This is a genomic window from Streptococcus sanguinis SK49 (assembly GCF_000212815.1).
Classification (GTDB): Bacteria; Bacillota; Bacilli; order Lactobacillales; family Streptococcaceae; genus Streptococcus; species Streptococcus sanguinis_C.
This window is the reverse complement of record NZ_GL890985.1, coordinates 1563120-1587415: the sequence shown is the minus strand read 5'-3', so window position 1 is coordinate 1587415 and position 24296 is coordinate 1563120. Positions and strand designations below refer to the sequence as shown.

The 24296-nt window shown below is 44.3% G+C and carries 19 protein-coding genes; 13 read left to right on the top strand and 6 right to left on the bottom strand.

Going from position 1 to position 24296, the window contains the following annotated elements; all coding sequences use genetic code 11:
- The 3 genes from HMPREF9380_RS03360 to HMPREF9380_RS03370 all read left to right on the top strand — a co-directional run.
- The coding region (locus HMPREF9380_RS03360) for an LPXTG cell wall anchor domain-containing protein (RefSeq protein ID WP_002934165.1) at positions 1-191 on the top strand (191 nt) is incomplete at its 5' end.
- A 201-nt stretch (positions 192-392) separates the two neighbouring features.
- Positions 393-1151 (top strand): triose-phosphate isomerase, encoded by a 759-nt coding sequence (tpiA, locus tag HMPREF9380_RS03365; RefSeq protein ID WP_002900651.1) that lies wholly within the window; start codon positions 393-395, stop codon positions 1149-1151.
- Between the two features lie 64 nt (positions 1152-1215).
- On the top strand, positions 1216-5100 hold the full coding sequence (locus tag HMPREF9380_RS03370; RefSeq protein WP_002934163.1) for a GBS Bsp-like repeat-containing protein: 3885 nt from the start codon (positions 1216-1218) through the stop codon (positions 5098-5100).
- 36 nt (positions 5101-5136) lie between these two features.
- Here the strand turns inward: HMPREF9380_RS03370 and HMPREF9380_RS03375 are convergent, their stop codons facing one another.
- Genes HMPREF9380_RS03375 through HMPREF9380_RS03390 form a run of 4 tightly spaced genes read right to left on the bottom strand, consistent with a single transcriptional unit; the run spans position 5137 to position 9713 of the window.
- Positions 5137-6372: an aminoacyltransferase gene (locus HMPREF9380_RS03375; RefSeq protein ID WP_002934161.1), complete on the bottom strand. Its 1236-nt coding sequence runs from the start codon at positions 6370-6372 to the stop codon at positions 5137-5139.
- A gap of 14 nt (positions 6373-6386) precedes the next feature.
- On the bottom strand, positions 6387-7601 hold the full coding sequence (locus HMPREF9380_RS03380; protein ID WP_002934160.1) for an aminoacyltransferase: 1215 nt from the start codon (positions 7599-7601) through the stop codon (positions 6387-6389).
- Entirely contained in the window at positions 7601-8410 is an 810-nt protein-coding gene (yidA, locus tag HMPREF9380_RS03385; RefSeq protein WP_002934158.1) for a sugar-phosphatase, read from the bottom strand. Before yidA ends, HMPREF9380_RS03380 begins: the two co-directional genes overlap by 1 nt.
- Position 8411: 1 nt before the next feature.
- Positions 8412-9713, bottom strand: coding sequence for an HD domain-containing protein (locus tag HMPREF9380_RS03390; protein ID WP_002934155.1), 1302 nt, complete (start codon positions 9711-9713; stop codon positions 8412-8414).
- Positions 9714-9828: 115 nt separating this feature from the next.
- Here HMPREF9380_RS03390 and HMPREF9380_RS03395 point away from each other — a divergent pair, with 115 nt between their 5' ends.
- The 3 genes from HMPREF9380_RS03395 (at position 9829) to HMPREF9380_RS03405 (ending at position 14076) form a co-directional block, all read left to right on the top strand.
- Positions 9829-10215: a YwiB family protein gene (locus HMPREF9380_RS03395; RefSeq protein ID WP_032907456.1), complete on the top strand. Its 387-nt coding sequence runs from the start codon at positions 9829-9831 to the stop codon at positions 10213-10215.
- Positions 10216-10499: 284 nt separating this feature from the next.
- Entirely contained in the window at positions 10500-13196 is a 2697-nt protein-coding gene (locus tag HMPREF9380_RS03400; protein WP_002934153.1) for a cation-translocating P-type ATPase, read from the top strand.
- A gap of 88 nt (positions 13197-13284) precedes the next feature.
- On the top strand, positions 13285-14076 hold the full coding sequence (locus tag HMPREF9380_RS03405; protein ID WP_002934152.1) for a DUF2785 domain-containing protein: 792 nt from the start codon (positions 13285-13287) through the stop codon (positions 14074-14076).
- Here HMPREF9380_RS03405 and HMPREF9380_RS03410 read toward each other — a convergent pair.
- Positions 14070-14930, bottom strand: a complete 861-nt coding sequence (locus HMPREF9380_RS03410) for a metallophosphoesterase (RefSeq protein ID WP_002934151.1) — start codon at positions 14928-14930, stop codon at positions 14070-14072. The genes HMPREF9380_RS03405 and HMPREF9380_RS03410 overlap by 7 nt on opposite strands.
- A 309-nt stretch (positions 14931-15239) precedes the next feature.
- On the opposite strand from HMPREF9380_RS03410, the gene prfB reads away from it, so the two are divergent.
- The 3 genes from prfB (at position 15240) to ftsX (ending at position 17991) form a co-directional block, all read left to right on the top strand.
- A protein-coding gene (gene prfB / locus HMPREF9380_RS03415; RefSeq protein ID WP_097677707.1) for a peptide chain release factor 2 occupies positions 15240-16335 on the top strand; the annotation gives its coding sequence in 2 pieces (ribosomal slippage) (positions 15240-15311 and positions 15313-16335; 1095 coding nt in all).
- A 44-nt stretch (positions 16336-16379) separates the two neighbouring features.
- A complete protein-coding gene (ftsE, locus tag HMPREF9380_RS03420) occupies positions 16380-17072 on the top strand; it encodes a cell division ATP-binding protein FtsE (RefSeq protein WP_002895890.1) in 693 nt (230 codons plus the stop codon).
- Positions 17065-17991 (top strand): permease-like cell division protein FtsX, encoded by a 927-nt coding sequence (gene ftsX / locus HMPREF9380_RS03425; RefSeq protein ID WP_002934143.1) that lies wholly within the window; start codon positions 17065-17067, stop codon positions 17989-17991. Before ftsE ends, ftsX begins: the two co-directional genes overlap by 8 nt.
- Before the next feature lie 69 nt (positions 17992-18060).
- Here the strand turns inward: ftsX and HMPREF9380_RS03430 are convergent, their stop codons facing one another.
- The gene (locus HMPREF9380_RS03430; RefSeq protein WP_002934141.1) at positions 18061-18699 is read right to left on the bottom strand and encodes an MBL fold metallo-hydrolase; all 639 of its coding nucleotides are present in this window, start codon (positions 18697-18699) and stop codon (positions 18061-18063) included.
- 135 nt (positions 18700-18834) lie between these two features.
- Here HMPREF9380_RS03430 and HMPREF9380_RS03435 point away from each other — a divergent pair, with 135 nt between their 5' ends.
- The 4 genes from HMPREF9380_RS03435 (at position 18835) to HMPREF9380_RS03450 (ending at position 24225) form a co-directional block, all read left to right on the top strand.
- Positions 18835-21279 carry a bifunctional DnaQ family exonuclease/ATP-dependent helicase gene (locus HMPREF9380_RS03435; RefSeq protein WP_002934137.1) on the top strand — a complete coding sequence of 815 codons (2445 nt, stop codon included), beginning with the start codon at positions 18835-18837 and terminating at the stop codon, positions 21277-21279.
- Between the two features lie 99 nt (positions 21280-21378).
- Entirely contained in the window at positions 21379-22359 is a 981-nt protein-coding gene (locus tag HMPREF9380_RS03440; RefSeq protein WP_002934135.1) for a YeiH family protein, read from the top strand.
- Positions 22360-22371: 12 nt separating this feature from the next.
- Complete coding sequence (locus tag HMPREF9380_RS03445; protein WP_002895877.1) at positions 22372-23604, top strand: FtsW/RodA/SpoVE family cell cycle protein; 1233 nt, start codon at positions 22372-22374, stop codon at positions 23602-23604.
- Positions 23605-23676: 72 nt separating this feature from the next.
- A complete protein-coding gene (locus tag HMPREF9380_RS03450) occupies positions 23677-24225 on the top strand; it encodes a DJ-1 family glyoxalase III (protein ID WP_002934134.1) in 549 nt (182 codons plus the stop codon).
- The last annotated feature ends 71 nt before the right edge of the window (positions 24226-24296 follow it).

Genomic DNA, 24296 nt, shown 5'->3' with positions numbered 1-24296 from the left:
TCGGTACAAAAGTATCTACTGATAATACCAACCCAAGTCAAGTTCCTTCTGGTCAAGGTCAGGAAGGTCAAACAGGGGAGAAGAAAGTGTTGCCAAAGACAGGTGAAAACTCTAACATCCTCTTGAGTATTATGGGTCTGATGCTGGCTGCTTTCGCAGGCTTTATCAACCGTAAGAAGCGTCAAGATTAATTGATATTAAAAAAGAGCTAGGATGATGTCCTAGTTTCTTTTTTTGATTTACTAATGAGAGACTTATGTTAAGATGAGAAAAAGTGTGGTATTGCTTATATAAGATGTTTCAATTTGATGAAATTCTGTGGATAACCTTTATTATTTCATCAAATTGTGTTACAATGATACAGATAAATAAAATAGAAGAGGTATGTGAATATGTCACGTAAACCATTTATTGCTGGTAACTGGAAAATGAACAAAAATCCTGAAGAAGCTAAGGCTTTTGTAGAAGCGGTTGCTGCTAAGCTACCTTCTTCAGATTTAGTAGAAGCTGGTATCGCTGCTCCAGCACTTGATTTGACAACTGTTTTGGCAGCAGCTAAAGGAAGCAATCTTAAGGTTGCAGCGCAAAATGCTTACTTTGAAGATGCAGGTGCTTTCACTGGTGAAAACAGCCCTAAAGTTCTTGCAGAAGTTGGAGTTGACTACATCGTTATCGGTCACTCAGAACGCCGCGATTATTTCCATGAAACAGACCAAGACATCAACAAAAAAGCGCACGCTATCTTCCGCAATGGTCTGGTGCCAATCATCTGCTGTGGTGAATCGCTTGAAACTTACGAAGCTGGTAAAGCTGTAGATTTCGTTGGTGCTCAAGTATCAGCTGCTTTGAAAGACTTGACAGCTGAGCAAGTTGCATCATTGGTTATCGCTTATGAGCCAATCTGGGCTATCGGTACTGGTAAGTCAGCAACTCAAGACGACGCTCAAAAGATGTGTAAAGCAGTTCGTGACGTTGTAGCAGCTGACTTTGGTCAAGAAGTAGCGGACAAGGTTCGCGTTCAGTACGGCGGTTCTGTAAAACCTGAAAATGTTGCGTCTTACATGGCTTGTCCAGATGTTGACGGTGCTCTTGTTGGTGGTGCATCACTTGAAGCTGAAAGCTTCTTGGCATTGCTTGATTTTGTAAAATAAAAAATACAGACTTAAAACTTGTCCTCCCAAAGATGGCAAGTTTTTTAAAAGTTGGAGAGAAAAGTTGAAATCGAAAGAATTAGTTTATTTAGCGAGTACGGCTATTTTGCTGGCAGCGACTGCCAATGTTGCAAAAGCCGAGGAACATACTATCGCTGAGTCAGAAGTTTTAAAAACAGAAAGGTCTGTTAGTTCCCAGAATCAAACAGTCAATGTGCCCGCAACACAAACATCTAATCAGCCGACTGTAGCAGTATCATCTGTAGAACAGTCAGTTCAAGCTGTTAAGCAAGAGGAGCAAGCAACTAATGCTGTAGGAACAGCTGTTGAGTCTGGAGGAGCAGCTCAATCAGCAACTGCATCACCTAAGGTAGCCCCTGATAAGCTAGAAGAGCAAAGCCCGTCAGAAGCAAATGCTTCTAATCAGAATGAAACTGCAGCTGATCAGTCAGCAAAAGGACTCCCTTCTGCAGCAGAGACTTCCCCTGCTTCAGAACCCAAGACTAGTCCTGCAGTAGCATCAGCACCAGAAGCTAATAATGCTGGAAAAACTGTATTTTATAATGCTGGGTCAAAGGCTCAGGCAGCCCGCGGGAATTCCCAAGCGGAGATTAAAGGCACTTCCTTTGTAGATGTCAGCAGCCACAATGGCCATATCAGCGTAGACGACTATCGTAAATTAGCCCAGCAAGGGGTTGGCGGTGTTGTTGTCAAACTGACAGAAGGAACCCATTACACTAATCCATTTGCTGAGTCTCAGGTGAGAAATGCGCAGGGAGCTGGTTTACAAGTATCGACCTATGCCTTCTCGCACTATACCAGTGATGAAGAAGCGAGAGCTGAAGCGCGCTATTACGCTGCCTTTGCCAATAGACTAGGTCTGCCTAAAAATACAGTTATGGTCAACGACATGGAAGATCCTAAAATGCAAAATGGGATTAACCAGCATACCCAGGCTTGGGTGGATGAGATGCGCAGACTGGGTTATTCTAACCTGATGTACTATACCAGTGCCAGCTGGCTGGATCAAAATAATCTTCGCAGCAAGGGACCGGTTAATACATCGCAATTTGGCTATAGCAACTTCTGGGTGGCCCAGTATCCGTCTTCTAATTTAAATCTTGATGGAGCTAAATCTCTCAAATACAACAGTGGCGCTGGAGCATGGCAGTTTACAGCTCAGGCTCAGCTGTTAGCTGGTAAGCATGTATTTGACCATAGTGTTGATTACACTGGAAGATTTACCCAGCAGTCTGCTCTTGCTAAGCAGCCTTTAAAGGGTAATATCAGTATTCAGAATAAGAATAATGTCAACGGCAGCTTTGATGTTGTGATTTCAAACGTTTCTGCTCCTTATGGAGTGTCTGTTGTTAGTGTTCCGGTTTGGTCTGAAGCTAATGGTCAAGACGATATTATCTGGTACACAGCGACTCAGCAGGCCAATGGTACTTATAAAGTTTCTGTTGATTCTAGCAGACATAAGGATTCAGTTGGCAAGTACAATGTCCATCTCTACTATGTCCGCAACGACGGCCAATTAGTCGGTGTCGGCGGTACTACGACTAATGTATCTGTCATCAAGCCACAGGGCAAAATCAGCATTCAGAATCGCAACAGCGAAACTGGTGATTTCGATATTGTTGTTTCAGGTATTTCATCTCCAGGAGGTCTTAAGACTGTTTCTCTACCAACTTGGTCAGAGCCCAATGGTCAAGATGATATCAAGTGGTACAATGCAGAACGTCAGGCTGACGGCACCTATCGTAAGCGGGTACGCATAAGCGACCACAATAATGTGCAGGGCGAGTACAATGTCCATCTCTACTATGTGCAAAATGATGGCCAGTTGGTCGGTGTAAGCGGCACTAAAACGACCGTTTCTCTTGGCAAACCTAAGGGCACCATCAGTATTCAAAATCGAAACAAAGAAACTGGCGATTTTGATATTGTGGTTTCAGGTATTTCATCTCCGGGCGGTCTGAAGGAAGTTTCCCTGCCAACTTGGTCTGAGGCTAACGGCCAAGATGATATCAAATGGTACAACGCTGAGCGTCAAGCTGATGGCACCTATCGTAAGCGTGTCCGTCTGAGCGATCACAAAAATGTTGAGGGCGAGTACAATGTGCACCTTTACTATGTACAGAATGATGGGCAGTTGGTCGGTGTAAGCGGTACTAAAACGACTATTTCCATAGAGAAACCAAAAGCTCAAGGTAAAATCAGCATCCAGAATCGTAACAGCGAAACCGGAGATTTTGATATTGTGGTTTCGGGTATTGTCTCTCCGGGCGGTCTGAAGGGAGTTTCCCTGCCAACCTGGTCCACAGCCAACGGCCAAGATGATGTCCAATGGTACACAGCGGAGCGCCAAGCTGACGGTACTTATCGGAAACGAGTTCGCCTGAGCGACCATAATAATGTCCAAGGCGAATATAATGTGCACCTCTACTATGTGCAAAATGATGGCCAGTTGGTCGGTGTAAGCGGCACTAAAACGACTATTTCCATAGAGAAACCAAAAGTTCAAGGCAAAATCAGCATTCAGAATCGCAATAGCGAAACTGGCGATTTTGATATTGTGGTTTCAGATATTGTATCGCCAGGCGGTCTCAAGAATGTTTCCCTACCAACCTGGTCAGAGGCCAACGGTCAGGATGATATCAAGTGGTACAACGCGGAACGTCAGCCGGATGGTACCTATCGTAAGCGAGTTCGTGCGAGCGACCATAACAACGTTCAGGGCGAATATAATGTGCATCTCTACTATGTGCAAAATGATGGCCAGTTGGTCGGTGTAAGCGGCACTAAAACGACTATTTCTACAGAAAAACCAAAAGTTCAAGGCAAAATCAGCATTCAGAATCGCAATAGCGAAACCGGCGATTTTGATATTGTGGTTTCAGATATTGTATCGCCAGGCGGTCTCAAGAATGTTTCCCTGCCAACCTGGTCAGAGGCCAACGGTCAGGATGATATCAAGTGGTACAACGCAGAACGTCAGCCGGATGGTACCTATCGGAAACGAGTTCATGCGAGCGACCATAACAACGTTCAGGGCGAATATAATGTACATCTCTACTATGTCCAAAATGATGGCAGGCTGGTAGGAGCAGGTGGCATCAAGACCAACGTTTCTATCAGTAAGCCGCAGGGTAAAATCAGTATTCAAAATAAGAATAACGATACTGGAGAGTTTGACATTGTAGTATCAGGCATTGTGGCACCAGAAGGCCTCAAGACTGTCTACCTGCCGACTTGGTCAGAAGCGAATGGTCAAGATGATATCCAATGGTACACAGCGGATCGTCAGGCTGATGGAACTTATCGTAAGCATGTATATGCGCGTGACCATAAGAATAATGCAGGCGAGTACAATGTTCACTTGTATTACTTAAATAATCAAAATCAGCTGCAGGGAGCAGGCGGAGAAAAGACCTCTATCTCTGTAAACCGTCCTCAGGCAGCTAGTCAGCGAGACCGTGTTCTTGCGGCGGCAGCTGCTATGGTAGGTGTCAGGGGAGGCAGTGCCGAGCATCAGCGCTTGGTCAACGATTATAACAGTGTCAGACCGCTGCCAGTTGGCTATGCTGTGAAAAACACAGATGACTGGTGCGACATTTTCACGACGGTTATTTTCCAAAGAGAAGGCTTGAGCGATCTTATCGGACGTGAGTGCGGTGTAGAGCGCCATATTCATATTTTCCAAAGACTAGGTATCTGGAATGAAGATGGTAATTCGACTCCTAGCGCAGGTGATATCATCACCTTTAACTGGGACAAAGATACCCAGCAAAATGATGGCTGGGCTGATCATATCGGTATTGTCGAAAAAGTAGAAAATGGCATCATTCACACGATTGAAGGCAACAGCAATAACGTAGTTAAACGCAACACTTACCGCATCGGTCATGGAAATATCCGTGGTTTTGCGACACCTCGTTATAAATAAACACGTAAAAAAAACCAAGGGAAACCTTGGCTTTTTTTAACGTCTTAGAATTTTCTTTATGAGCTGAAGCAACTTAAACTTGAGAGGGTTAGGATAATAACGGAAAGTTCCCATTTTTCGAACGATGAAGCCGTTGAAGTTTTGTTTGAAGCGCAGGACACCGTCAGAACCGTCGAAAATTCCCATAATGCCGAGGAAATTATAAAATGGAATGCCTCTCTTGATACTTTCGGTCATAACGTATTCCTGCAGCAGGGCTGGAGCGTAGAATTTATTAAACTCAGGATAGGAGCCGCTGAAGAGATAGGTTGCTTCCTGGGGGGTGTAGATAAAGAGGCTGGCAGCCAGAATTTGGTCTTGGTCGCCATACTTGTCAATCAGCTCTTGGGCCTCTGCTTTGCGAGTTTCAAAGCTATCAAACTGGCTGGAAAGCTCTCGCAGCTGATTTTGTTTCTTTTCAGATTGAGGATTGTTTTCTAAGTCCGCCTGCAGTTTCTGGATTTTCTGGCCCAGTTTCTCTTGGTCTTTTTGTAAGTTCTGAAGATAGTCCTTGAAGTTGAGACTGGCTGTCATAAAGTCCGCCTGCAGACCAAAGCTATCATAAAAATCTTGATAGTAGTCTAGTGGCTTGTCATCGTATTCCCTCCGGTCAGAAGTAGAAGCTGTGATGTCTTTGAAAATGCTGAGTTGGTCACGTTCCAGTCTTTTTAGCTTGATACCAAAGGTATTCGCCTTTTTGACGGTCGCCTTGCCGTTTTTACTGAAGGACTTGAGCAAGTCTTTCTCTGTCAGACCAGCTAAGTTTTTGACATAATGCCAATCAGGCTCCCCGCCTGGATAGCCTGTCTGTAAGCCGTCAAAGACAAAGCCCAAATCAATCAGTTGCTGGATAAGCTCGACTTTTTCATCAGATGTGGGCTGGCCATTGCTGTCAAAGGTCTGATAAGTCTCGTAGGGCTTGATGATGAGCTCTAGAGCGCCTTCTTTTTTAGCGTAAGCCTGCAAAGCTTGATAGAAGGGAGTCAAGTATTGAGCATCGGTAGAGACAGGGCCGCAGTTGATTTCCATATGGAGGCCGCCAGTCATCGGCATACTGTAGAGGACAGCTGACACTACGACCTGTCCCTGCGGGTCAGTGTAGCCGACATACTGGGTACTGAAGCCCCGCTTGCTCAGCAGCTCTGCCATTTCCACTGTCTGCATGAAAGAGCGTTGGGAACTAGCTGAGGTATGCTGGATGAATTCTTCTTGGTTGAGAAGTTTAAAGGTCATAGGCTTCCTTTCTGTTAATGCTTGCTGCGCAGTTTCTTTCTGATAGTGTAGGCCAGATTGGAGAGGTGGTAGAGAGGATTAGTTGGCAGGTTAAACTCACCAGCAAATTCCTCAATGGTCGGATTGAACTTGGATTTAAAGCTGTAGAGACCACCCTTGAGGTCGTTTTCGATTCCGCCCATATTTTGCCAATCCGCTCCGCGCTCAAAAGCATGTTTGGCCGTTTCGTACCAAGTGATGATGGCTGGCTGGTAACGACGGTATTCCTCGTCCATTCCAGCATAGATATTTTCAGAAGTCTTGCCGTATTCTAAGACCAAGGTGCCAGACAGGGGAACGACAGCAGCACCTTGGCTGATTTTGTCCTGCAGGAAGTCAATTTCTTCTTGGAGACGTTTTTGTTCTTGCTGGTTATTCTCAATCTTGCCAGGCTTGGTTTTCTCGGTAAATTTCTCTGCTTCTTTAAGTGTCTTAGTCAGCTGAGCCTGCAAGTCTTCCAATCGTGCCTTTAGATCAATAGTGGACAAGGTGACATAGGAGTGCTCAGGATAAGTTTCCAAGAGTTTTTGGTAATAGTCTTTGCCGCGTAGGTGGATGTTTTTTCTGTTTTCTGTCTTCTTCATCAGGCCTGAAAAGTCGTCCAGTAATTCTGCTCCACCAAATTGGATTTGAATGCCTTTGTTACGGGCTGTACGAATAGCCTGGCGAGTACTTTTAGAAAGCAACTCTTCGCTGAAATCTTCTTTATGAATATTGGCCTGCAAGCGAGGCTGAATGGTTTCGTCCAGAGACTCAGTCCGTCCGACCCAGACAGCGCCTGCTTCCTGTAACTGTTGAATCAGCTCAATCGTTTCTGCCTTGTCTTGCAATTCACCGCCCATCTTGCTTTCTGCCAGAAAGAGGCTAGGGTCAAACTTGATAAAGAGCGCTTTTTTCTCCTTGGCAAATTTCTTGAGCGAGGCCAAAACAAAGGTCAGCAGCTCCTTGTCACCATAGTCCATTATGGGACCGCGCGGAATATAAAGCATGGTCATCCCCAAGGGCAGTGGTTTGATCAAGACACTGGCTGCAGCAACCAAGTGGTCGTCTTTATAGAAGCCCAAGCGTTCGTTTTCCCAGTTGTCCTTAATCTGAGCCCAGGCTGAGCTCTGCAGAAGATTGGCCTGCGGATGAGCCGTGACAAAATCGTCGTGTTCCTGAGCTGAAATTCCAATTTTGTAGCTAAACATTATTTTAAAACCCACTCTCTAATGGCGTGTGCTACGCCGGATTCGTCGTTCGATTTGGTGATATATTTGGCGATTTTCTTGAGTTCTTCCTTGCCGTTTTCCATGACAACAGGAGAGCCAACAGCTTCCAGCATGGCGCGGTCGTTTTCTTCATCACCGATAGCCATGGTCTGCTCCTTGCTCAAGCCAAGCTTTTCAGCCAGATGAAGGATAGCAGCTCCTTTATTGACAGTCTTTTTGACAATTTCCAGATAGAAAGGAGCTGACTTGACCAGTGTATATTTTTCGGCTAATTCCGGTGGCAGCTTGGCAATGGCCGCATCCAGAATTTCTGGCTCATCAATATACATGCATTTAACGATTTCTTTATTGACCATTTCTTCAGGTGTGCGATAGAAGATAGGCATGCTGACCAGATTGGACTCGTAAACAGTGTACTTGCCGATGTTACGATTAGCTGTATAAATGCCGTCCTTGGTGATGGCATGCATGTGGACACCTAATTTTCGCCCGAGCGGTTCGATATCCAGATAGTCATCATAAGTCAGTGTTTCTTTGATTAATTCTTGACCTGTGACAGTATCCTGCACCAGTCCGCCGTTGAAGGTAACTACATAGTTGTCTGGCTGATTAAGCTCTAGCTCCTCGAGAAGCTTTTGAACACCCGCAATAGGACGGCCGGTTGCAATAACGATTTTGACACCAGCAGCCTTGGCATCCTGAACAGCGCTGAAGACTTCAGGAGTGATTTCTTTTTGGTTATTTAAAAGGGTACCGTCAATATCAACGGCAACTAATTTGATAGACATATTATTCTCCGTAGGTAAATTGGTCGTTTTTGATATAGTTCATAAAGGTATGGTTTTTTTCGCTGAAAAGTCCCGTCTCTGCCAGCATTTCCTTGGGGAAGTAAAAGCGATTATCACCCTGTCTGGTCCCGGCTAGCGAATGAACGATAGGAGACAGGCTGGACAGTTCTGCTAAGCTGCCATCTTTTTGCAGGATTTCTATCTGGGTCCGGGGTTTTTCAACGTCAGGCCGGTAGAAATCGTAAGGCAAATCAAAATTACGATGGATAGCAGTATAGTAATCAGGATCAAAACCAACCTGTCCAACTAGGTCTCGCATGATATCCAAATGCGCTTCGTTTTCCTGAGAGAAGACGATAGACTTAAAGACCTTGCGGTTGATGAAACGCTGAGCCAAGTCAGATAAAATCTTGTCTGGACTAGTCATCCAAACTTGGAAATAGGTATTCATAACACCATCATCCAAGGCCAGATAATCCTGCAGGGTCACTCTGTTTTCAAAGAATGGAATGAGATTGGGCGATGACAGCGCAAAATAATCCTTCTGAGCCGGATAGAGAAACTTGGCTCGCTTGAGCAGATTTTGCAGCAGAACTTCCATAGCACGGCTAGCTGGGTGGAAATAGACCTGCATGTACATCTGGTAGCGGCTGACTACGTAGTCTTCTACCGCATGCATGCCATTGCGCTTGAAGGCGATGCCGTTCTCTACAGGACAAATCACTCGTAAAATTCTGGTTAAGTCAAATTGTCCATAGGAAGCACCAGTAAAGAAGGAATCTCGCAAGAGATAATCCATCCGATCCACATCAATTTGGCTGGAAATCAGCTGGACCACCTGCTTATTGGGATAGGTATGGTTGATGACGCTAGCTACCTTTTCTGGGAAATCCGGCGAAACCTGCACCAGGACCTGATGAATCTCTGTTTCAGGACTAGTGATGATTTGCCGCGTAATGTCCTCGTGATTAGTGTCAAAAAGACGCTCGAAAGTGTGTGAATAAGCTCCGTGTCCCAAGTCATGCAGGAGAGCAGCTGTCATGGTCAGCAGGCTTTCGTGGCTGTCCCAGTTGGCTTGGTATTTTTCATTGAAAATCTTAGTGATGCGCCGGGCAATCTCATAAGCTCCCAGACAATGCGAAAAACGGCTGTGCTCCCCGCCGTGGAAAGTATAGCCAGAAGTACCCAGCTGTTTGATGCGGCGCAGTCGTTGAAATTCTTTAGTATTGATTAAATCATAGATAACCTGATGGTCCACATGAACATAGTTATGAACCGGGTCCCGAAATACTTTTTCAATCATGCTACCATTATACCATAAATCATAGTAGGAAAAAAATCAAAGCTGCGACTGAAAGAAGAGCAATTTTGTCCTTTTTTTGATAAAATAGGGAAAGAAAAACAGAAATGAGATGAAGATGCAAATCAGAATAAAAAATCAAATCCAGCTGGACGGGCATACCGAGCTAATCGATCAGGTCTACGATACGGACTGGATGCAAAAAGGAGACTATCACTATCTGCTATACAAGAATGAGGAAGGAGAGAAAGTAGTTCTGAAGTTTCACGATAAAGAGCTGGTTATGACGCGCTTTTCTGAGCCTAAGTCTATCATGCGCTTCATCAGTCAAGGGCAGGCGCTGGTTGGCATCCATACACCTGTGGGCATGCAGCAGTTTGTGACCGATACTTCTTTCTATAAGGTTGATTTTACTAATCAAGTCCTGCAACTTCATTATCAGCTGAAAACTGTTGATGGAGAGCAGATTTTTGCCAGCTATGAAATGGAGATTAGCTGGGGTTAATTGCTATTCTCCAAGAAAACTCTTGAAAATCATAATGTTTCCCCTTGCAAAAGCTTGAAAATTTGGTATAATAGTTTTTACTCAAGGGAGTAGCTAACGGAATAACCGTTACAAGGTCGTCAATACGAAAGAAATTTCCGGCCTTGTATGAAATAGCGAGACTTGTTAATAAACAGGTCTCTTTTTTGTTTCTGACTTTTTGGATATGACTGATTCGGCTTGAGATGATGAGTCGTAGTGGTTAGAAAAGTTCAGAAATAAAAGAGGCCAAGAGGAGGAATACATTGTCAAAAGAACAAAAGCGCCAAGCTTTTTACACCCAGAGTCCTGAGGAAATTTTCAAAACTTTGGACGCTTCAGAGCAAGGTTTGTCCAGTCAAGAAGCAGCCAAGCGTTTAGCTGATTATGGCCGCAATGAACTGGATGAAGGGGAGAAAAAATCTCTCTTAATGAAGTTTTTGGAGCAGTTCAAGGATTTGATGATTATTATCTTGTTGGTAGCAGCGGTCTTGTCTGTTGTCACATCAGGTGGTGAAGACATCGCAGATGCTTTAATCATCTTAGCAGTCGTAATCATCAATGCCATCTTCGGTGTCTATCAGGAGGGCAAGGCTGAAGAAGCCATTGCAGCTCTCAAATCCATGTCCAGCCCGGCTGCACGTGTCCTGCGTGATGGTCATGTCACAGAAGTAGATTCTAAGGACTTGGTACCTGGTGATATCGTTAGACTGGAAGCCGGTGATGTTGTCCCAGCAGATATGCGGCTTTTAGAAGCTAATTCACTGAAAATCGAAGAAGCGGCTCTGACAGGTGAGTCTGTGCCGGTTGAAAAAGATTTGACTGTTGAGGTAGCTGCAGATGCTGGTATTGGCGACCGTGTGAATATGGCCTTTCAAAACTCAAATGTGACCTATGGTCGTGGTGTTGGGTTGGTTGTCAATACAGGGATGTATACGGAAGTCGGCCATATCGCAGGTATGTTGCAGGATGCGGATGAAACGGATACACCGCTCAAGCAAAATCTTAATAGTCTGTCTAAGGTTCTGACCTATGCTATCTTGGTGATTGCTGCAGTGACTTTTGTAGTCGGTGTCTTCATTCAAGGTAAAAATCCACTGGATGAGCTGATGACCTCTGTAGCCTTGGCAGTTGCGGCTATTCCAGAAGGTCTGCCTGCTATCGTTACCATCGTGCTGGCTTTGGGAACTCAGGTTCTGGCTAAGCGGAATTCGATTGTTCGTAAGCTTCCAGCTGTTGAGACTTTGGGATCAACGGAGATTATTGCTTCAGATAAGACCGGTACCCTGACCATGAATAAGATGACGGTCGAAAAAGTCTTTTACGACGGAGTCCTGAATGAAGCTGGCCAAGATATTGAACTTGGCTTGGAGCTGCCTCTCTTACGTTCAGTTGTCTTAGCCAATGATACCAAGATTGATCAAGAAGGGAAGCTGATTGGTGATCCAACAGAAACAGCCTTTATCCAGTATGCTTTGGACAAGGGCTATGATGTGAAGGCCTTTTTAGAGAAATATCCTCGTGTAGCTGAGCTGCCCTTTGATTCAGACCGTAAGCTCATGTCTACTGTCCATCCATTGCCAGATGGGAAATTCTTAGTGGCAGTCAAGGGAGCACCAGATCAACTATTGAAACGCTGTGTTGCCCGTGATAAGGCTGGAGATGTTGCAACGATTGATGACGCTACTTCACAGCTGATTAAGTCTAACAACTCAGAGATGGCTCACCAAGCTCTGCGCGTGCTGGCTGGTGCCTACAAGATTATCGATGCTGTTCCGACTGACTTGACATCTGAAAGTCTAGAGAATGATTTAATCTTTACTGGTTTAATCGGTATGATTGACCCTGAGCGTCCAGAGGCAGCAGAAGCGGTTCGTGTAGCCAAGGAAGCAGGTATTCGTCCGATTATGATTACCGGTGACCATCAGGATACAGCAGAAGCTATCGCTAAGCGCTTGGGTATCATCGAAGATGGAGATACTGAAGACCATGTCCTAACTGGTGCAGAGCTCAATGAGCTTTCTGATGCGGAATTCGAAAAGGTTGTTAGCCAATACTCTGTCTATGCCCGAGTTTCTCCTGAGCATAAGGTAAGGATTGTCAAAGCTTGGCAAAACCAAGGTAAGGTCGTAGCCATGACAGGTGATGGTGTCAATGACGCACCAGCTTTGAAGACAGCCGATATCGGTATCGGTATGGGTATTACAGGTACAGAAGTATCTAAGGGTGCCTCTGACATGATTCTGGCAGATGATAACTTTGCGACCATCATTGTAGCCGTGGAAGAAGGACGCAAGGTCTTCTCTAATATTCAAAAGACCATCCAGTATCTCCTTTCAGCTAATACAGCTGAGGTGCTGACTATTTTCTTAGCAACCCTCTTTGGTTGGGATGTGCTGCAGCCAGTTCATCTGCTTTGGATTAACCTAGTAACGGATACCTTCCCTGCCATTGCTCTGGGGGTTGAACCTGCTGAGCCAGGTGTCATGAGTCATAAGCCTCGCGGCCGTAAGTCTAGCTTCTTCTCAGGTGGAGTGATGAGCTCTATCATCTATCAGGGTGTCCTGCAAGGGGCTTTAGTTCTGGCGGTTTATGGTTATGCTATCTCTAATCCCGTCCATGTCGGTGATATCAAGGCTATCCATGCGGATGCTCTGACAATGGCCTTTGCAACGCTTGGCCTCATCCAGCTCTTCCATGCTTATAATGTAAAATCTGTTTACCAGTCTATCTTTACAGTTGGGCCATTCAAGTCTAAGACCTTTAACTGGTCTATCCTAGTTTCTTTCATCCTATTGATTTCAACTATTGTAATTGACCCACTGGAAAAGATTTTCCATGTGACCAAGCTAGACTTGTCACAATGGGCAGTTGTTCTGATTGGTAGCTTTGCCATGATTGTTATTGTTGAAATTGTTAAGTTCATCCAACGTAAATTAGGTATGGATAAAAATGCTATTTAACAGCAAAAAGTCATCTGCGGATGGCTTTTTTGCGTACAAGACGATATAATCAAATTTAAAGAAAGCAACTCGAAAGGACGGTGAAAGTATGTATCAAAACTTACGAAAGAAGTTGGAAGAAGCTTCTCCTTTATATTATGAGGAAGAAATCTTATGGTTACTGGATCATATTGGTCATCCAGAAGCGACAATCCGTGATGAGTTAGTCTTTTCGTCCTTAGCAAGGGGACTTCAGGCTGAACAGTTTTCAGCTGAACAGTTTCGTTTTTTGGCTGACGAAGCAGTCAAAAGACAAGGACTTTTTTACGAGAGTGATAAAAATGGTCAAGCTACTTTAACACGTTCTTTCACAGCTTTACTTTATGCCAATCTCTTAAACTGCGATGGTAATCCAAACTCTTCGTATTATCAGGCTTTATCAGTGCAAGAAAGAAAATATTTACTAGATAAGGGGATAACCTACTTGTCAGTCGAAAGAGACACAAGGGCTTACTCCAGGAAATACGGTTGGGTTCATGCCTTCGCTCATGGAGCAGACTTATTGACAGAAGTGGCTTGTCATCCGGACTTTCCCTCCAGTAGGATGCCAGAGGTTTTAGAGGTCATTCATCAAGTTTTTAAAAGAGTTCCAGTCCGTTTCAGAAATGATGAGGACTGGCGCTTAGCCCAGGTGCTCTATCAAGCTGTCTTAAAGAAAAAACTGTCGCAGCATGAATTGAGATTGTGGCTTCAATCACATAGTTTTCCATTGGAAAACAACCAAGATTTCATTACTTTTTCCAATTTTCGTTCCTGTTTATTAGAAGTCTATGTGCAGTTGGACAGCAAAAAACAGCTCTCAGATGAGCTGAGAGCTGCAATTCAACATTTCCATTACTGAACTTCAATCATTGTTAAAGCATCTCGCAATTCAGCTGCTAGGTGTTTTTTCTTATAGTCTCGAAATTCGGCTAAATCTTTAACAGCATTATAACGCTTGTGCAGGCGGTACATCTGGGGAATCTGATACTGAGGAAAATCATTAAAAAAGTTCCGAGTCAGTTCCCATTCACGAATGTAGCCCAGAGGACGCATATGGTAGCGGACACCTTCGATGACACGGCTTTGGTGGCGGTGATGGAGATGACCGAAAACCACCTCTTTCACTCTGTATTTGACAAAGAGCCGATGAAAAGCTTGGCTTCCTAGAAAGGCGTTGAAGCGCTGGAAATAGGGATGATCGTATAGAAAGACTTGATGGGGGACAAAATGCAGAGCAACAATAATGGGACCATCTAAAGTCATCAGCAATTTTTCTAACTCTTTCAGAGTCTGAGCTGTAATGCTAAGGTCGTCAAGTTTACGTTCCAATCTGCGGTCAAACCAGAAATTAGTCTTGGTTCTCAGATGCTCTTCCTTGCTTTTTTCTGGAACAAAGCTGTAGTCATACCAGCCAGAAAAGCTGACGAGCTTGGTCTGGCCGAACTGCTGGACCTGAAAATCATAGTTTGAAATTTCTTGCTCAGAAAGTCCCAGCATATCGTGGTTTCCCAGGTTAAAAGAGAGGGAGAAATCTTTCTTCAAGTCTGCAATAAAAGGGAGACTAATCTTGGTCAGGTCGTTAGATAAATCCCCTGCGATGTGTAGGTGGTCAATCCCTTCCTCTTTTAAAATCTGGCGAAGAGCTTGGCGCTCAAAATCTCCAAACTGATTGGAGTCCAGATGGAGGTCGCTCATAAATCCGATTCTTGTCATGGTTTTAGTCTAGCATATTTTTCAAAACTTGGAAATGCTTAAGCACCTATGGAGAGTCTCCCTTTTATCAGAACACCTCATAAATTATCGTAATTTTATATTGCGTTTATTCATGGACGAGGTCTAGGAGGCTTGAAATAATTCTTCCAACCCCATGTCATTATATTACTTTTCTAACAATTAGGTGACAAGGAGTCGCTTGTCTTGCCTAGCTAGGGAAAATCCGATAAAATGTAAGCTGCTGAATGTGAGATTAGGCAAACTGTTTAATTTATGTTATAATTAAACGATATGTGAAAAGAGGTATTTATGGACATTTCAGAAATTCGTCAAAAGATTGACGCAAATCGTGAAAAATTAGCTTCTTTCAGGGGGTCTCTTTGACTTAGAAGGTCTGGAAGAAGAAATTGCCATCTTAGAAAATAAGATGACAGAACCCGACTTTTGGGATGACAACATTGCAGCCCAGAAGACATCTCAAGAGCTGAATGAACTCAAGCAAACCTATGAAAATTTTCATCAGATGACTGAGCTTTTTGATGAATCGGAAATCTTGCTTGATTTTCTGGCTGAGGATGAGTCGGTTCAGGGTGAGTTGGAAGAAAAGCTGGCGGAACTCGAGAAAATGATGACCAGCTATGAAATGACCCTGCTCCTATCTGAGCCTTACGACAATAACAATGCTATCCTTGAAATTCACCCGGGCTCTGGTGGTACAGAGGCCCAGGATTGGGGAGATATGCTGCTGCGTATGTATACACGCTTTGGCAATGCCAAGGGCTTCAAAGTAGAGGTCTTGGACTATCAAGCTGGAGATGAGGCAGGCATTAAGTCAGTGACTCTTTCATTTGAAGGGCCGCACGCTTATGGTCTGCTTAAGTCAGAAATGGGAGTCCACCGTTTGGTCCGGATTTCGCCATTTGACTCAGCTAAACGTCGCCATACTTCCTTTACCTCAGTAGAGGTCATGCCAGAGCTGGATGACACCATTGAGGTGGAAATTCGCGATGACGATATTAAGATGGACACTTTCCGTTCGGGAGGAGCCGGCGGGCAGAATGTCAATAAAGTTTCGACTGGTGTGAGACTGACGCATATTCCGACAGGAATCGTGGTGCAGTCTACGGTTGACCGGACTCAGTATGGGAACCGTGATCGGGCGATGAAGATGCTACAGGCTAAGCTTTATCAGCTAGAGCAAGAGAAACAAGCAGCTGAAGTCGATTCACTCAAGGGAGATAAGAAGGAAATTTCCTGGGGCAGCCAAATCCGCTCCTATGTCTTTACACCTTATACCATGGTCAAAGACCATCGGACTAGTTACGAAGTAGCACAGGTGGACAAGGTGATGGACGGAGATTTGGATGGTTTCATAGATGCTTATTTGAAATGGCGTTTGAACTAGGAAATGTAAGAGATTAGAATTAGATTGAAAGGAAATTTCAATAGATGTCAATAATTGAAATGAAAGATGTTGTCAAGAAGTATGGCAACGGGACCACTGCCTTGCGTAGTGTGTCAATTAACGTAGAACCTGGGGAGTTTGCCTATATTGTAGGCCCTTCAGGAGCGGGAAAGTCAACCTTTATTCGTTTGCTTTACCGGGAGATAAAGCTGGATAAGGGAAGTCTGAAAGTAGCTGATTTTGACTTAGCTAAGATTAAGAAGCGTGATGTTCCAATGCTGCGCCGTCAGGTTGGAGTAGTCTTCCAGGACTATAAACTTCTTCCTAAAAAGACGGTGTATGAGAATATTGCCTACGCCATGGAAGTTATCGGTGAGCGCCGCCGCAATATTAAAAAGCGGGTTATGGAAGTGCTGGATTTGGTTGGTCTTAAGCATAAAGTCCGCTCATTCCCTAATGAGCTTTCCGGTGGTGAGCAGCAGCGGATTGCCATTGCGCGTGCTATTGCCAATAACCCTAAAGTCCTGATTGCGGATGAGCCGACAGGAAACTTAGACCCAGATAATTCATGGGAGATTATGAACCTGCTGGAGCGGATTAATCTTCAGGGAACAACTGTCCTGATGGCCACCCACAACAGCCAGATTGTAAATACTCTGCGTCACCGCGTTATTGCTATTGAAAATGGCCGTGTGGTACGTGATGAAGCGGAAGGAGAATACGGATACGATGATTAGAAGATTTTTTCGTCATTTGATTGAGTCGCTTAAGAGTCTTACGCGGAATGGTTGGATGACTGTAGCAGCTGTCAGCTCGGTTATGATTACCTTGAGTTTAGTAGCTGTTTTTGCTTCAGTAATTTTGAATACTGCCAAGCTGGCAAATGATATTTCCAATAATGTCCGCGTCATGGTATACATGCGTAAGGATGTTTTCGATAATAGCGAAACGATTGTAAAAGAAGGTCAAACAGTTCAGAATGAGGACTACCATAAGGTCTATGATGCTCTGACTTCTATGAAAAATGTGGATAAGGTTACTTTTTCTAGTAAGGAAGAGCAATATGAGCAGTTAACAGAAACCATGGGTAGTGAGTGGAAAATTTTTGACGGTGATGCCAACCCACTTTACGATGCTTATATTGTTGAGACCAAGGCGCCTAAGTATGTGGAATCTGTTACAAAAGATGCGAGGAAGATCGATGGTGTTTCAGAGGTCCAAAATGGTGGTACCAACACTAAAAAGCTCTTTGCGCTTTCTAATTTTATCCAAACGTGGGGCTTGATTGGTGCAGCACTTCTGATTTTTGTTGCTGTCCTTCTCATTTCCAATACTATTCGGATTACTATTATTTCCCGTAGTCGGGAAATTCAAATCATGCGATTGGTTGGTGCCAAGAATAGCTATATCCGCGGACCTTTCTTGTTTGAAGGGGCGTGGATTGGCTTGCTAGGGGCAACAATTCCAGCGGTTGCAGTGTATTTTATATATAAAATAGCCTTCCAGACTATGAATAAGAGTCTAGTCGGTCAAGGGCTTTCTATGATTGATCCGAAGCTTTTTAGTCCGATTATGATTGCAGCACTATTTGTAGTGGGTATTCTTATCGGATCATTGGGATCTGTCTTCTCTATGAGACGTTTCTTGAAGATTTAATAAGTCAAACAAAAACAGAGTTTGAAGAATTTCAAACTCTGTTTTTGTTATAGGTAATTGCTTTAATGGCTACTGAGCTAAAAATGGGTTAAAGATTTTTTCATGTGAAATAGTGGTATCATGACCATGACCAGGGTAAATAGCGTAGTCTTTAGGTAATATTAGAAGTTTCTCGCGAATGGACATCAGTAATTGCTCCATGTTTCCAGTCGGCAGATCCGTTCGTCCGATGCTTTCCCGAAAGAGGGCATCACCTGTCAAAACAAGGCGGTCATCAGGAAAGACTAGAGAGACACCTCCGATGGAGTGGCCAGGTGTTGCAAGCACATAGAAGTGAAAACCTCCAAGATCATAGTCTGTTTCATAGGAGAAAAACTCTTCTGCTGGTCGACAGATAATATCATCCATATCAGCATGGCGCGCCAGACCAGATAGGTTATCTGTCGGTGTGTAGAGCCAGCTGCTTTCGCTCTCAGCCACATAGACAGGTGGGGCAGCATAGTGCTCTCTGACCTTTTCTAAACTCATAATATGGTCATAATGGGTGTGGGTCAAGAGAATAGCAATAACAGGCTTGGCTAGTTCTTCTAGCTTGCGCTCAATCTTTTTCCAGTCACTGCCAGGATCGACGACTAGGAGGCCCTGGTTATTTTCTAAGATATAGGTATTTTCAAAAGCAACAAGGTTGATAATTTTATGAATCTTCATCTGATTTCCTCGGAAAATGTATTCTGCTATTGAGTGTAACAGAAAAGCGGATTTTTTGCACAGAATTGCTTCATAAACTAGGGCTGAAAATTTTCAGATGTCTCAGAAAGGCTTTTATGATATAATCATAGCAGTATGACACAAAATGATTATAAGTATGCCGTTGTGGACTTGGAGGCTACAGGAACGGGCAGCAGTGCAAAGATTATCCAGATTGGCATTGTTCTGATTGAGAATGGAATCATTACCAAGACTTATGAAACAGATGTCAATCCTCATGAGGAACTGGATGAGCATATCAAAGAGCTGACGGGATTGAATGATGAGCGGCTTGGCCGAGCCCCGGAGTTTTCTCAGGTAGCAGCTGAGGTATATGAGCTGATTCAGGATGCGATTTTTGTCGCTCATAATGTCAAGTTTGATGCCAATCTACTAGCGGAGGCCCTTTTCTGGGAAGGGTTTGACTTGCTGACACCGCGTGTGGACACGGTAGAGTTGGCTCAGGTCTTTTACCCGACCTTTGATAAATACTCCTTGGGCAATCTCTGTAATTTATTGGATATTTCTTTGGAAAACGCCCACACTGCTCTGGCAGATGCTCAAGCAACGGCTCAGCTATTTTTAAAAATACAAGACAAAATCAAGAGCCTGCCCAAGGCCTTGGTTGAGAAAATGCTAACTTTGGCGGATAGCATTATCTATGAGTCGCGTCTGGCTATCGAGGAAGTTTATCAGACAATGCCGGATCAGCAAGATAAGGAACTGCAATCCTGCCATGGTATTTTCCTGCGACGTTCCCAAAAGCTGACTTCGGAAAAGAAGCTGTCGCAGGATTTCCTGACCAATCTATACCTGCTGGGCTTAGAAGAGCGGTCTGAACAGCTCAAATTTGCTCGTTTTATGGAGGAAGCTTTGGACCAGCAGGAGCCTAGTTTTTTAGAGGCGCAGACAGGCTTGGGCAAGACTTTTGGCTATTTGCTACCTATTCTGTCTAGAGGCCAGGAAAAAGTACTAGTGACGGTTCCGACTAAGATCCTGCAGGACCAGCTGCTGCAGAAGGAAGGGCGATTGTTGGAGGAAGTCTTTGGTGTTTCCTTTCACAGTCTCAAGAGTCCGGAAAATTATCTCAAACTGGACCATTTCTATCAGACACTGGACAGGGAATATGACAACCGTTTGGTTAATCGCTGCAAGCTGCAACTCTTGGTTTGGCTGACAGAAACCAAAACAGGTGATTTGAATCAAATCGGGCAAGCTCATCGCTTCTCAAGCTACTTCAATGAAATCCGTCATGATGGCAAGCTAAGCAAGCATTCTCTTTTTTATGAGGAAGATTTTTGGCGGCTGGGACAGGTTAAGGCGGCCACCAGTCGAGTCGTGGTTACCAATCATGCTTACCTGCTGACGCGTTTAGAGGATGACCAGTCTTTGCTGGACAATCGTATTCTGGTAGTTGATGAAGCTCAGAAGATGTTTTTCGCCTTGGAAAGCTTCTCTCAGTCCAGTATAAATCTAACTAAAACGCTGCAGCAGATAAATCATCTCCTTCAGGAAGAAGGGGAACTTCTGCAGAAACGGCTTTTGCAAAGCATTCAGTTTGAGCTGGCTGATGCCGCAGAGAAGCATCGCAGGAAAGCATCTGAGCTAAGTCAGGAAAAGATTGCCCGACTGCTTCAGGATGTGTCCGAGTTAAAAACTAGTGCATTGCCTGAGCTGCAGCACTTGTTCAGTGGCAAATACCAGTATTATTGGTTAGTTGATGAAGATTTGGCAGATCATCGCTTGATGACTCTGCATGCTGGCCGTTCAGAATTGCTGCATTTTACCAACTTTTTACCTGAAAGTGCCAAGGTCATCTTGGTTTCGTCTACTCTGGAAATCAGCTCTAAGGTCAATTTGGCGCAGTTGCTAGGCTTTGAAAGTTATCACTTTTACAAGCTGAAAAGCAAGAAGAAACCACTGCAGAAGCTCTTTTTAGATGAAAGTTTTCCAGTAGTAGTGGATTTGTTAACTGAGGATTTTGCTCGAGAAATTGTTTCTTGCCTGCAAAAAGTAGCAGAACTTGGTCTGCCTATCGTCGTCCTCTTCACCTCTAAAGACTTGCTTTTGACTGTTTCGGACTTGCTGGCTCTGCCGCATTTGGCCCAATATAAAAATGGCGATGCAGGTAATATCAAGCGGCGTTTCGATAGAGGAGAAGCAAGTATTCTGTTAGGCTCTGGCAGCTTCTGGGAGGGGGCGGATTTTGCTGAGCAAGACCAGATTATTCAGCTGATCACGCGGATTCCATTTGACAATCCCAAGGATTTCTTTGTACAGAAGATTAACAGCCGCCTGAAAGCGGAAGGTAATAATGCCTTTTATGATTATCAACTGCCTCTTGCCATCTTACGGCTTAAGCAGGCTATTGGCCGGACTCGGCGCAATGAGCATCAGAAGTCAGCTGTCATTCTTTTGGACAATCGCATCTCTAGTAAACGCTATGGCAAGCAGATTCAGCATCATCTATCACAATTGGCTTCTTTGGATATTCTGCCAGAGGCAGCCATTATGCAGGAATTACAAGACTTTTTTGACTGAAACTATCTGAAATCAGCTGAGTTTTATCGGCTGGTTTTTTAGGTTCATTCAGATTTTTGGGACAAAATTTGTTATAATGAGAGACATAGGAAAGAAGGGGTGTTCGTGAAAAAATATTTACCAGGAATTCTGTTATCCTTTGGCATAGCGGCTGTTTCTATTTTTTTAGGCGGTTTGCTTCCCTTGATAGGCTCTAGTGTTTTGGCTATTGTCTTGGGGATTGTTTTGAACAACAGCATGAAGCTGCCGGCTGTTTTTCAGGAAGGACTCAGCTATTCGGGGAAGAAATTGTTGCAGTATTCCATCATCTTTTTGGGATTTTCCATGTCCATTGGTCAGGTTTCTGAGACGGGGATTTCTTCTCTTCGTATCAGTCTTATTACGATTCTGATAGCCTTTCTGGCGGCCTATCTGGCCGGGCGTTTCTTTAAGATGAACCGCGTTTTGACTATTTTAATTGGTTTTGGAACAGCCATCTGCGGCGGTTCTGCCATTGCGGCCGCATCACCAATCTTGGAAGCTGATGAAGAGGAAATCGCTCTGTCTATCTCCACTATTTTCTTTTTCAATATTTTAGCAGTATTCATCTTCCCTTTTTTAGGGCATTTGTTGCAGATGTCGGATACCTTTTTCGGGACTTGGGCTGGAACAGCCATCAATGATACTTCGTCAGTAGTGGCGGCAGGCTATACATATAGTCCGTCAGCTGGCGACTTGGCGACCATTGTTAAGCTTAGTCGGGCTCTGATGATTGTACCGGCCTGCTTGATCTTCGCAGCTTATCGCTATATCAAGTCTAAGAAGTCGTCACAAAAGACAAACTTGAAACAGATTTTTCCTTGGTTTATAGCTTGGTTTGTCCTAGCTTCACTTATCAGCAGTCTTGGATTTCTGCCGGCCTCTGTCATCCCCTATACAAAATTCATTTCTCAGTGGCTGATGGCTATGGCCTTGGCAGCTATTGGCGCCAAGGTTTCCTTTAAGCAATTTAAGCAAGCAGGAGCAGCGCCTTTGTTGACTGGTGCCTTTGCTTGGTTCTGCGTCGCTGTTTCTAGCTTGATTATCCAGTATTTTTTCTAAAAAGGAGGGACTATGCCCTATCAAAGACGGACGTTTGAGTCTCGGATTGATTATAGTTTAATTTTGCCTGTTTTGATGCTGCTCTCAATCGGTGTTGTGGCTATTTACATTGCTGTTAGTCATGATTATCCTGACAATGCCTGGCCCATGGTTGGTCAGCAGATTGCCTGGATTGCGGTGGGCTTCCTGCTCAGCTTTATCCTCATGTTTTTTAACACCAAGTTTCTCTGGAAAATTACGCCTTATCTCTATGTTTTTGGTCTTGGCCTCATGGTCTTGCCTCTGATTTTTTACAGTGAATCTCTTGTAGCCTCTACTGGTGCTAAAAACTGGATTGCTATTCGTGGTGTGACCCTCTTTCAGCCCTCGGAGTTCATGAAGATTTCATATATTCTCATGCTGTCGCGGCTGGTGGTTCATTTTCTCCAGCAGCACAAGCAGGATGAGCGAACCTTGGCTTTAGACTTTTTTCTAATCCTGAAGCTTGGGCTCTACACAGTGCCTGTTCTGGTTCTGTTAACTCTTCAGAGTGATTTGGGGACGGCTCTGGTTTTTGTTGCTATATACGGCGGCATCGTTCTACTGTCAGGTGTTTCTTGGAAGATTATCCTGCCGGTCTTTCTGACAGGAGTCCTGCTGTTGGGAGGATTTCTCTTTATCTTTATTTCCGATGGCGGTCGTGCCTTTCTCCATAATCTAGGCATGCCAACCTACCAAATCAATCGGATTTTGGCTTGGCTTCATCCTTTTGACTACGCTCAGACGACCACCTTCCAGCAAGCACAGGGACAAATCGCTGTCGGAAGCGGCGGTCTGACTGGCCAAGGCTTTAATGTCTCTAATCTCTTGGTGCCTGTTCGGGAAAGCGATATGATTTTCACCGTCATTGCAGAAGATTTTGGCTTTTTGGGCTCGACCTTGGTTATCATGCTCTATTTACTGCTGATTTATCGCATGCTCAAGATTACAATTAAATCCAACAACCAGTTTTATACCTACATCTCGACTGGCTTTATCATGATGCTGCTCTTCCATATCTTTGAAAATATTGGAGCGGTGACAGGAATTCTACCTTTAACAGGGATTCCGCTGCCCTTTATCTCACAGGGTGGTTCTTCCATCATCAGTAATCTCATCGGTGTTGGTCTCCTGCTGTCCGTCTCCTATCAGAATAGCTTGACGGATGAAAAGAAGGAGCGAATTCCTGCTGTCCGAAAAAAAGTCGTACTGAAGAAATTAAAATAAATATAAAGCAAGTTTTTGTCTCACAAATCAGATGTGATTTTGTGATTGGCTCGTATCAGAAAGGATATTTTCATGAAAAAAGCAGCTTTACTCTTAGCTCCCGGCTTTGAAGAAATCGAGGCCTTGACAGTTGTGGATGTCTTGCGCCGTGCCGGTCTTGTCTGTGATATGATTGGTTTTGATGAATCAGTAACTGGCTCTCACGCCATCACTGTTAAAGCGGATCAGGTCTGGAAGGGGCGACTGGATGACTACGATATGGTCATTTTGCCAGGTGGGATGCCAGGATCGGCCAATCTTCGTGATGATGACAGCCTGATGCAGGTTTTGCAGGACTTTCAGCAGTCGGATAAATTCATCGCTGCCATTTGTGCCGCTCCCATTGCTCTTGACCGCGCAGGTATCTTGACTGGTAAGTATTTCACTTGCTATGATGGTGCGCAAGACAATATTAAAAATGGAACTTACCTTAAAGAAACAGTTCTTGTTGATGGGAAGCTGATTACTAGTCGTGGTCCATCAACTGCCTTGGCTTTTGCCTATGAGCTGGTTCGCCAGTTGGGCGGAGACGCGGAACAGTTGGCTGATGCCATGCTTTATACAGATGTATTTGGAAACTAAAAATAGGCTGGGACTCAAGGAATGTCCCAGCTTTTTTGACCCCTTATGCACCTTCGCAGTCCTCTATATGG